Annotated in this window: 10 protein-coding genes and 4 tRNA genes; all 14 read left to right on the top strand. The window is 32.1% G+C overall.

The window, feature by feature from the left end; genetic code table 11:
* Nucleotides 1–50 precede the first annotated feature (50 nt).
* Nucleotides 51–124, top strand: a tRNA-Gly gene (locus K0039_RS19635).
* A gap of 13 nt (nt 125–137) precedes the next feature.
* Nucleotides 138–213, top strand: a tRNA-Val gene (locus tag K0039_RS19630).
* A gap of 16 nt (nt 214–229) precedes the next feature.
* A tRNA-Gly gene (locus tag K0039_RS19625) sits at nt 230–304 on the top strand.
* 8 nt (nt 305–312) lie between these two features.
* Nucleotides 313–389 (top strand) — tRNA-Arg (locus K0039_RS19620).
* Between the two features lie 196 nt (nt 390–585).
* Complete coding sequence (gene cdaA / locus K0039_RS19615) at nt 586–1,431, top strand: diadenylate cyclase CdaA (RefSeq protein ID WP_228106733.1); 846 nt, start codon at nt 586–588, stop codon at nt 1,429–1,431.
* On the top strand, nt 1,428–2,597 hold the full coding sequence (locus tag K0039_RS19610) for a CdaR family protein (protein WP_228106732.1): 1,170 nt from the start codon (nt 1,428–1,430) through the stop codon (nt 2,595–2,597). Before cdaA ends, K0039_RS19610 begins: the two co-directional genes overlap by 4 nt.
* Nucleotides 2,598–3,078: 481 nt before the next feature.
* Nucleotides 3,079–3,981, top strand: coding sequence for a phosphate butyryltransferase (locus K0039_RS19605; RefSeq protein ID WP_228106731.1), 903 nt, complete (start codon nt 3,079–3,081; stop codon nt 3,979–3,981).
* A gap of 25 nt (nt 3,982–4,006) precedes the next feature.
* Nucleotides 4,007–5,098, top strand: coding sequence for a butyrate kinase (buk, locus tag K0039_RS19600; RefSeq protein WP_228106730.1), 1,092 nt, complete (start codon nt 4,007–4,009; stop codon nt 5,096–5,098).
* A gap of 26 nt (nt 5,099–5,124) precedes the next feature.
* On the top strand, nt 5,125–5,802 hold the full coding sequence (locus K0039_RS19595) for an ATP-binding protein (RefSeq protein WP_228106729.1): 678 nt from the start codon (nt 5,125–5,127) through the stop codon (nt 5,800–5,802).
* Nucleotides 5,803–5,843: 41 nt separating this feature from the next.
* The gene (locus K0039_RS19590; RefSeq protein WP_228106728.1) at nt 5,844–6,059 is read left to right on the top strand and encodes a 4Fe-4S binding protein; all 216 of its coding nucleotides are present in this window, start codon (nt 5,844–5,846) and stop codon (nt 6,057–6,059) included.
* Nucleotides 6,060–6,084: 25 nt separating this feature from the next.
* Nucleotides 6,085–7,146 (top strand): 3-methyl-2-oxobutanoate dehydrogenase subunit VorB, encoded by a 1,062-nt coding sequence (locus tag K0039_RS19585; protein ID WP_228106727.1) that lies wholly within the window; start codon nt 6,085–6,087, stop codon nt 7,144–7,146.
* Nucleotides 7,146–7,904 (top strand): thiamine pyrophosphate-dependent enzyme, encoded by a 759-nt coding sequence (locus K0039_RS19580; protein ID WP_228106726.1) that lies wholly within the window; start codon nt 7,146–7,148, stop codon nt 7,902–7,904. Before K0039_RS19585 ends, K0039_RS19580 begins: the two co-directional genes overlap by 1 nt.
* 1 nt (nt 7,905) lies before the next feature.
* Entirely contained in the window at nt 7,906–8,457 is a 552-nt protein-coding gene (locus K0039_RS19575) for a 2-oxoacid:ferredoxin oxidoreductase subunit gamma family protein (protein ID WP_228106725.1), read from the top strand.
* 179 nt (nt 8,458–8,636) lie between these two features.
* The gene (glmM, locus tag K0039_RS19570; RefSeq protein ID WP_228106724.1) at nt 8,637–9,983 is read left to right on the top strand and encodes a phosphoglucosamine mutase; all 1,347 of its coding nucleotides are present in this window, start codon (nt 8,637–8,639) and stop codon (nt 9,981–9,983) included.
* The last annotated feature ends 168 nt before the right edge of the window (nt 9,984–10,151 follow it).

The following is a 10,151-nucleotide window of genomic DNA, read 5'->3' as shown; positions in this document are numbered from 1 at the left end:
CCGCCCTTTCACGGCGGTAACAGGGGTTCGATTCCCCTATGAGTCACCATGCGGGTGTAGCTCAATGGTAGAGTTCCGGCCTTCCAAGCCGGCTGTGAGGGTTCGATCCCCTTCACCCGCTCCATTTAATTTATCCCGGGACCATAGCTCAGCTGGGAGAGCACCTGCCTTACAAGCAGGGGGTCACAGGTTCGAGCCCTGTTGGTCCCACCAATTTATAAATTTTTATGCGGGAATAGTTCAGTGGTAGAGCGCAACCTTGCCAAGGTTGAAGTCGCGAGTTCGAATCTCGTTTCCCGCTCCAATAAACATGGGTGCATAGCTCAGCTGGATAGAGCAACGCCCTTCTAAGGCGTGTGTCCGGGGTTCGAATCCCTGTGCGCTCACCAATCAAAGTTTCACATTAGTGAAACTTTTTTTTTATAAAAAAATGAAATAAATATATAAAATTAACCTTATAATAATAAAGTATAAATATAACAAATAATATATTGAATTAAATAAGATAGTTTGTATATAGTTGTATTATTATAGTATAATACATAGTGTAAAAGGTTAAAAAACTATTGAACAGGAGGATAAAATATGTCCGATATAAATTCTTTTTTAAATGGTTTTATTGATATAATATTAAGAATGAGTATATATGATGTTGTAGATATATTAATTGTAGCTTACATATTCTATAAAATTTTTATGTTTATAAAAGATACAAGGGCAGAGCAAGTTTTTAAGGGTATAGTAGTATTATTGCTTGCTACTCAGCTTAGTTCTGTGTTTAAATTACATACACTGTATTGGATATTGGTGAATGCATTAAATGTGGGGGTTTTAGCAGTTTGTATAATATTCCAACCTGAACTTAGAGCAGGTTTTGAACATTTAGGTAGAGCAAACTTTAATCTGATTGGAAAAGGCGGAGAAAACGCTGAGAGCAAAAAATTAGATAAGACAATAGATGAAATTGTAGAAACGCTATACTCTCTATCAAGACAAAGAATAGGAGCTCTTATTATATTAGAAAGAGAAACAAAAATATCAGATATAATAGGAACTGGAACTATAATTGATGGAGACGTTTCAAGACAATTATTAATAAATATATTTATACCAAATACACCTCTACATGATGGAGCAGTAGTAATAAGAGGTAGTAAAGTAAAGGCAGCAGCGTGTTTTTTACCTTTAAGTCAAAGTAAAGATTTAACAAAAGACTTAGGGACTAGGCATAGGGCTGGTGTAGGGATAAGTGAAGTTTCTGATTGTATCACTTTAATAGTTTCTGAAGAAACGGGAGAAGTTTCTATAGCTAAATCAGGTAAACTATATAGAGATATTGCGAAAGAAAGAATGGCTAATATATTAAAGAAAAATTTAAATAAAACAACAGCTGAAGATAAAAGCTTCTTTAAAGGTGGGATATTTAAATGAAGAATAATTTAAAAAGAAATACTAGAATAAAGTTAATATCTCTACTTAGTGCTATGGTATTGTGGATGTATGTAATGGCTATAGTGGATCCAGAAGATACAAAACTTTTTGAAAACATACCTGTAACTGTAACTAATGCAGAGGAACTAAAAGATGATGATTTAGTTGTATATCCAGAGTCAGATTTAGTAGCTGATATTTATATAACAGGAAAACTATCTGATTTACAAAAAATAAGTGAAGATGATATACATATATATGGATCTATAAATAATCCAATAGAAGGGAAAAATTATCTTTATTTAAAAGTTAATACGACAAAACAAGTGTCATATGAATTTAAATCAGATTTTATAGTTGTAAAATTGGAAAAGCTTGTACACCAGGAAAAAAATATTAATACGGAAATAATTGGACAATATAAGGATGATGTAGATACAGTCACGCTACAGCAAAGTGTAGTAAATATATCTGGTCCCAGGGTTTTAACGGATCAAGTTGATTATATAAATGCAACTGTACAAGTAGATAGCAAGGATAAAAATAAATTAACTAAAAGAGTAAAATTAATACCAGTAGATACAGATGGTAAAGAAGTTAAAGGCGTTAATTTAGATATAAAAACTATCAATGCAGAAGTAACTTTTTTAGAGGAAAAACAAGTTCCTATAAATATTCAATTAAAAGATGAAAATGTAGATACTAAGGCATATGAATTAACACCAGAAGTTGTAATGATAAAAGGTAAAAAGGAAGTATTAGATAAAATTAATTATATAAATACTCAAAAAATAGATTCTGCTGATATAGGTGTTTCTAAAAAAATAGATTTAATTATTCCAGAAGGTATAACAACTGAAGAAACTACTATAATAGCCAAGCCAAAGGATGAGGAAAGTTTAATTCAGAGATTAATATATAATAATTCTGAGATAGAACTAAGAAATAATACTCAGGAAATAAAGGCATCAGATTTGAATATACCTGACAGTATAAATGTTGAAGTTCAGTTGGATGACAAAAATACAAAGTTGTCTAAAGCAGATATAAGTTTATATATAGATTTAGAAAATGGATATGATGAATCTAAAGAGTATTTGATTAAGTATGAATCAGATACACCTTTTAAGAATGTGAAGATAATACCGAGTATTGTTGGAAAATAAAATATTTATATAAAAATAAGTGTAACCTGACTGATATTTTGTATACAAATCAGCAGGTTACACTTTTTAATTTGTTAAGAATTTATCGAATTGAGTTTAATAAAATATAGTATAATTAAAAAAAATATTAAATAATCAAAGTTGGAATTTTCTGAAAATTTAAATTTTTTGTCAAAAAAAGTAGGCATAAAAAAATATTTATCTGTTAGAAGTGGCTTATTTACTCATTAAATTTAAATACAAACCATCAAAAATAATAATAATTAAAAAAATTATTTAAAATTTCATTTTAATATTATACAATCATAAATAATTTATGCTAGAATATATATAGAAATAAAAAAATGTAAAAACTTAAAAATTAAAGTTTGCATAAAAAATGTAAAAGCAGTTTAAACAAATCTTTAGATCGGTTAAATCGAAAGAGAATCAATTAAACCAAGTTTAAAACAACTAAATATTTAAAATTTAGGAGGAGAAAATGAGGAACATAGACGATATTATTAAATTTGCTAAAGAAAGAGGTCCAAAAACTGTTTCTGTAGCTTGTTGTCAAGACAAAGAGGTACTAATAGCAGTTGAAAATGCTAGAAAAGAAAACATAGTGAATGCAATTTTAGTTGGTGATATTGAAAGAACTAAAGAAATTGCAGATGAATTAGGTATAAGCCTAGAAAATTATAAATTAGTAGACATTAAAGATTTGTCAGAAGCTTGCTTAAAAGCCGTAGAGTTAGTATCTAGTGGAGAAGCTCATATGGTAATGAAGGGGTTAGTAGATACTTCAATTATATTAAAAGCAGTACTTAATAAAGAAGTAGGATTAAGAACAGGTAACATATTAAGTCATGTGGCAGTGTTCGATATAGAAGGATATGACAGACTATTCTTTGTAACAGATTCAGCTATGAACCTAGCTCCAGATGTAAACGCTAAAAAACAAATAATTGAAAATGCATGTTCAGTTGCAAGATCGTTAGATATAGAAGAACCAAAGGTAGCACTAATATGTGCTAAGGAAAAGGTTAACCCAAAGATGAAAGATACTGTAGAGGCAAAAGAATTGGAAGATATGTACCTTCGTGGGGAGATAAAAGGATGTATGGTTGGAGGTCCTTTTGCTTTAGATAACGCTATCAGTGAAGAAGCTGCAAAACATAAAGGCATGGATCACCCTATAGCAGGAAAAGCTGATGTACTAGTAGTTCCAGATATAGAAGCAGGAAATGTATTATATAAATCTATAGCATTTTTTGCTAAATGTGAAAATGCAGGTTTAATAGTAGGAGCAAAGGCACCTATCATATTAACATCTAGAGCTGATAGTGATAAAACTAAGTTAAACTCAATAGCTTTAGGAGTTTTAGCGAGTACAAAAAAATAATATAAAATAAAGGAAGGTTACTGTAGTGGGAGATTATAAAATTTTAACAATAAATCCAGGATCAACGTCGACTAAGATTGCTGTATTTGAAAATGAAGAATTATTATATGAGAAAACATTAAGACATTCTTCAGAAGAAATAGGTAAATACGAAAAAGTTGCAGATCAATTTGAATTCCGTAAAGGTGTTATAGAAGATGCTTTAAAAGAAGCAAATTTAAAAGTAGAAGATTTACATGCAATAGTAGGTAGGGGAGGACTTTTAAAACCAATACAAGGTGGAACTTATAAAGTGAGCGATGCAATGGTAGAAGATTTAAAAGTTGGTGTGCTAGGAGAGCATGCTTCTAACTTAGGTGGAATAATAGCAAAAGAAATGGCTGATGAAGTTTCTATACCATCTTTCATAGTAGACCCAGTTGTTGTTGATGAGATGGAAGATGTTGCAAGAATATCTGGAGTACCAGAAATTCCAAGAATAAGTATTTTCCATGCTTTAAATCAAAAAGCAATTGGAAGAAGAGCTGCTAAAGATATGAACAAGAACTACGAAGACTGTAATTTATTAATAGTTCACATGGGTGGAGGAGTTACAGTTGGTGCTCATAAAAAAGGTAAGGTAATTGATAACACAAATGGTCTTGATGGAGAAGGTCCATTCTCACCAGAAAGAAGTGGAGGACTTCCAGTTGGTGGTTTGATGAGATTATGTTATGGAGATCAATTAAGCAAGGCTGAAATAGGAAAAAGAATAAAAGGTAATGGTGGAGTAGTTGCTTATTTAGGAACAAATGACATGAGAGATGTTGAAGATATGATTTCTAAGGGCGACGAAAAAGCTGCTTTAATATATGATGCTATGGTTTACCAAATATGCAAGGAAATAGGAGCATATGCTACAGTTCTTAAGGGAGAAGTAGATGCAATAATATTAACTGGAGGAATAGCTTATTCTCAAATAATAAGAGAAAAAATAGAAGATAGAGTTAAATTTATCGCACCTGTAAAAGCTTATCCAGGAGAAGATGAAATGATTGCTCTTGCGCAAGGTGGACTTAGAGTTTTAAATGGCGAAGAAGAATCATTAGATTATGAAAAAGAAGCTTCAGCTTATTAATATATACTGAAAATAGGTGAGATTTTATGATAAAAGACGACAAAAGAGTTAGACTTTTTATAGGTCATTATGGAAGTGGAAAAAGTGAAGTTTCTATGAACTATGTAACTATGCTTAGAGAATTAGTTGATGGAGAAGTAGCACTAGCTGATTTAGATGTGGTAAATGTGTACTTTAGAACAAGAGAAAAGAAAGATTTAATGAGACAGTTAGGAATAACACCTATTGACAGCTCTATTCAAACAACAACACTTGATGTTCCAGCTGTTTCAGCAGAAGTAATGAGACCACTACATGATGATAAAGTTAACTATGTACTAGATGTAGGTGGAGACAATGTAGGTGGAAGAGTAGTTGGTAGATTTGCTGAACACTTTAAACCAGAAGACTACGATATGTTCTTTGTAGTTAACGCTAACAGGGAGAAAACTCAAACTGCACAAGAGGTTCTTGGTTTTATAGATGCAATAGAAGCTTCTTCGAAACTTAAGGTAACAGGTCTTGTAAATAACACTCATCTTCTAAGAGAAACAACAGTAGATGATGTATTAAAAGGCCAAGAAGTTGTAAGCGAAATTTCTAAAATTAAAAATATACCAATTAAGTATGTTTGTTGTTTAGAAAGCCTTGTAGATAAGTTACCAAAAGATTTAGAAGGAGATATATTGCCTATAAAACTTTATCTAAGAGAAGAATGGATGTAGTTTTGGGCTCAATATAAGAAATAATTAAGGGAGGCTTAATAATGGCTAAAGGAAAAGTGATTTTCAATGAAGAACACTGCAAGAGTTGTGGATTATGTATACAAGCATGTCCAAAAGGAATACTTGCAATTGACACAGAGGTTATAAATGCAAAAGGTTATAACCCAGCTAAAATAGTTGATGAAGAAAAATGCATAGGCTGTGCAAGTTGTGCATTAATGTGTCCAGATGTAGTTATAACAGTAGAAAGAGATTAATTATTTAAAATAAGGGGGATTAATAATGGCTAAAATTCTTATGAAAGGTAACGAAGCGTTTGGTAAAGCAGCTATAGAAGCTGGTTGCCACTACTTCTTTGGTTACCCAATAACTCCACAAAGTGAATTACCAGAATATTTATCAAGAGAACTACCTAAGGTTGGAGGAGCTTTTGTACAAGCAGAATCTGAAGTTGCTGCTATAAACATGGTTTATGGTGCAGGAGGAACTGGTACAAGAGTTATGACATCATCATCTTCACCAGGGGTAGCATTAAAACAAGAAGGAATAACATATTGTGCAGGTGCAGAAGTACCATGCGTAATTTTAAATATAATGAGAGGTGGTCCAGGACTAGGAACTATACAACCATCTCAAGCAGACTACTACATGTCAACTAAAGGTGGAGGAAATGGTGACTACAGAACTCCAGTATTTGCTCCAGCATCTGTTCAAGAAGCAGTTGATATGATAATAGAAGCTTTCGATGTAGCTGATATATACAGAACACCAGTTATGGTTGTTGCAGATGGTATGATAGGTCAAATGATGGAACCAGTTGATTTCGATAAAGAAAGAAGAACTAGAGAGTTACCAGAAAAAACTTGGGCTGCAAATGGAACAAAAGGTGAAAGAATACCTAATGTAATAAACTCTTTATACTTACAATCAGAAGAGTTAGAGCAACACAACTTAAAATTAGAAAAGAAATATCAAACAATAGAAGAAAATGAAGTTCAATATGAAATGTATCATACAGAAGATGCAGAATTAGTATTTGTTGCTTATGGAACTGTTTCAAGAATAGTTAAAACAACAGTAGACCAAATGAGAGAAGAAGGACACAAAGTAGGTTTAATAAGACCTAAAACTTTATGGCCATTCCCTGATAAAGCATTTGCGGAAATACCAAATGCTAAAAACTTATTAGTTGTTGAAATGAGTTTAGGACAAATGATAGACGATGTTAAACTAGCTTGTGAATGTAAATTACCAGTAGATTTCTATGGAAGATCTGGTGGTATGGTACCATCTCCAGCTGAAATAGCTAATAAAGCTAAAGAAATAATAGGGGGTGCTAAATAATGGCTGTAGTATTTAAGAGAACAGAAGGATTACAAGATGTTACTACTCACTACTGTCCAGGATGTACTCATGGTATAATCCATAGATTAGTAGCAGAAGTTTTAGAAGAAATGAATGTATTAGGAGATGCTATAGGTGTAGTTCCTGTAGGATGTTCAGTTTTAGCATATAAATATTTTAACGTAGATACTCATGAAGCTGCTCATGGTAGAGCTCCAGCAGTAGCTACAGGGGTAAAAAGAACTCATCCAAACAATGTAGTATTCACATATCAAGGTGATGGAGACTTATCTTCAATAGGTATGGCAGAAATAGTTCATGCTGCAGCTAGAGGAGAAAAAATAACTACTATATTCGTAAACAACGGAATTTACGGAATGACTGGTGGTCAAATGGCTCCAACTACACTATTAGGACAAAAAGCTACAACAGCTCAAGCTGGTAGAAGTGCAGATCTTAATGGTTTCCCAATAAGAGTTAGTGAAATGTTAGCAACTTTAACTGGTGCAGTATTTGTAGAAAGAGTTTCTGTTGATACACCAGCTAACGTAAGAAAAGCTAAAAAAGCTATAAAGAAAGCTTTCCAAGTTCAACAAGCAGGATTAGGATTTGGTATCGTTGAAGTATTATCAACTTGTCCAACTAACTGGGGATTAAACGCAAATGATGCATTACAATGGTTAAGAGACAATATGATGTCTTACTATGAATTAGGAAATAAAAAAGATATAGAAGTTGAAGTTGAGGAGGCGAAATAATATGGCAACATCAAGAGTAATATGTGCAGGATTTGGTGGTCAAGGTGTTATGTCTATGGGACAATTATTAACTTATGCAGGAATGCTTGAAGGTAAAGAAGTTGCATGGTTACCATCTTATGGGCCAGAAATGCGTGGAGGTACTGCAAACTGTGCAGTAACTGTATCTGATAAGCAAGTTGGATCACCAGTTATAACAGATGATGCTACTTGTGCTGTTATAATGAACAAACCTTCTATGAAGTTTGTTGACGATGTTGTTCCAGGAGGACATATATTAGTTAATAGTTCATTAATAGATGCAAAAGTTGAAAGAGATGATGTTAATGTAACTTATATAGCAGCTAATGAATTAGCAGCTGAAATAGGAATGCCTAAAGTTGCTAATATGATAATGCTAGGTGCTTGTTTAAAAGTTACTGAATCAGTTGATATAGAATCAGTTCTTCAAGCCTTCTTAAAAGTTTTCGGAGAAAGAAAATCTAAATTCATACCAATGAATAGAGAAGCTTTACAAAAAGGTATGGATGCAGTAAAGACTATAGAAGCATAATTTAAAAAATAAAATTTTTATATTATATAAAAAAGGCAATAGAAATAATTCTATTGTCTTTTTTTCATTTAAGTATTAAAATAATCCTATGGTTATAATTAAAGACTAATATTTAATACATAAACTGATAAAAATAATTTTATGGATATAGATATTCTCGTTATGAAAGGAGCTTTTTGATGAGAAAATATTTTGGGACAGATGGAGTAAGAGGAGTTGCGAATACAGAACTTACTTGTGATTTAGCATATAAATTGGGAAGAGCTGGAGGATATGTTTTAGCTCAAGGAGACCACAGAGTAAAAGTTGTAGTAGGGAAAGATACAAGAATGTCAGGAGACATGTTAGAGTCAGCTCTAATCGCTGGATTAATGTCAGTTGGCTGCGATATAATTCCTGTAGGAGTTATACCGACACCAGCAGTTGCATATTTAACAAGAAAATATAATGCGGACTGTGGTGTTGTTATATCGGCATCACATAACCCTATGGAAGACAATGGTATCAAATTCTTTAATAAAGATGGCTATAAGTTAGATGATGAAATAGAGTTAGAAATAGAAAAATATATTGAAGATATAGAAAAAGTAAATTGCAATCCAATTGGAGAAAATGTAGGAGTTATAAATCATGAACATAACGCTTTAAGAGATTATGCAGATTATTTAAAATCTATAATAAATGTAGACTTAACTGGAATGAAAGTTGTTTTAGATTGTGCTAATGGAGCTTCTTATGAAGTTGCACCAATAGTATTTAAAGAATTAGGTGCAAATGTTATAGATATAAATACAACTCCAAATGGAAAGAATATAAATGATAAATGTGGATCTACACATCCAGAAATGTTACAAAAAGCTGTAGTAGAAAATAAGGCAGACTTAGGGTTAGCATATGATGGAGATGCAGATAGATTAATTGCTGTTGACGAAAATGGAAACATTGTAGACGGTGACCATATAATGATATTAAGTGCAGTATATCTTAAGAAGAAAAAACAACTGTCAAATGATACATTAGTAATAACTGTTATGACTAACATAGGATTAAATGTTGCAGCAAGAGAACATGGTATAAATCTAGAGACTACAGACGTAGGAGATAGATATGTTATAGAAGCTATGAAAAAAGGTAACTTTAACTTAGGTGGAGAACAATCAGGACATATGATATTCCTTGATTACAACACTACAGGAGATGGAGTTTTAAGTTCATTAATGTTATCCAAGATAATAAAAGAAGAAAACAAAACTTTATCAGAGTTAGCTTCAATAATGAGTGTTTACCCACAAGTGTTAGTAAATGTAGAAGTAAAAAACGAAGTGAAAAACAAATTCATGGAAGTTGAAGAAATAAAAGATGAAATAGCAAGAATAGAAGAATTAATGGAGGGTTGTGGAAGGGTTTTAATAAGACCATCTGGAACACAACCATTAGTTAGAGTTATGCTTGAGGGTAAAGAGGAAGGTCAAATCAATGAGTTAGCTAATAACTTAGCTAATCTTATAAAAGAAAAATTATCGTAAACTACAAGTAAATACTAAGAAAAATCTTAGTATTTACTTTATAAGCGCCAGAACTTAACAATAACATGATTTTTTATTAGTAGTATTGGGGGTTAAGTTGACGAGGACAGAGTTAATCGATTTTTCGGCGGATGCTCTGCGGTGTGTTTACCATCGTTAAGGTTTTTT

Source organism: Terrisporobacter mayombei (assembly GCF_020748465.1).
Classification (GTDB): Bacteria; Bacillota; Clostridia; order Peptostreptococcales; family Peptostreptococcaceae; genus Terrisporobacter; species Terrisporobacter mayombei.
Note: the sequence above shows the minus strand (reverse complement) of the source record. Positions and strands in the feature narration are given on the sequence as shown.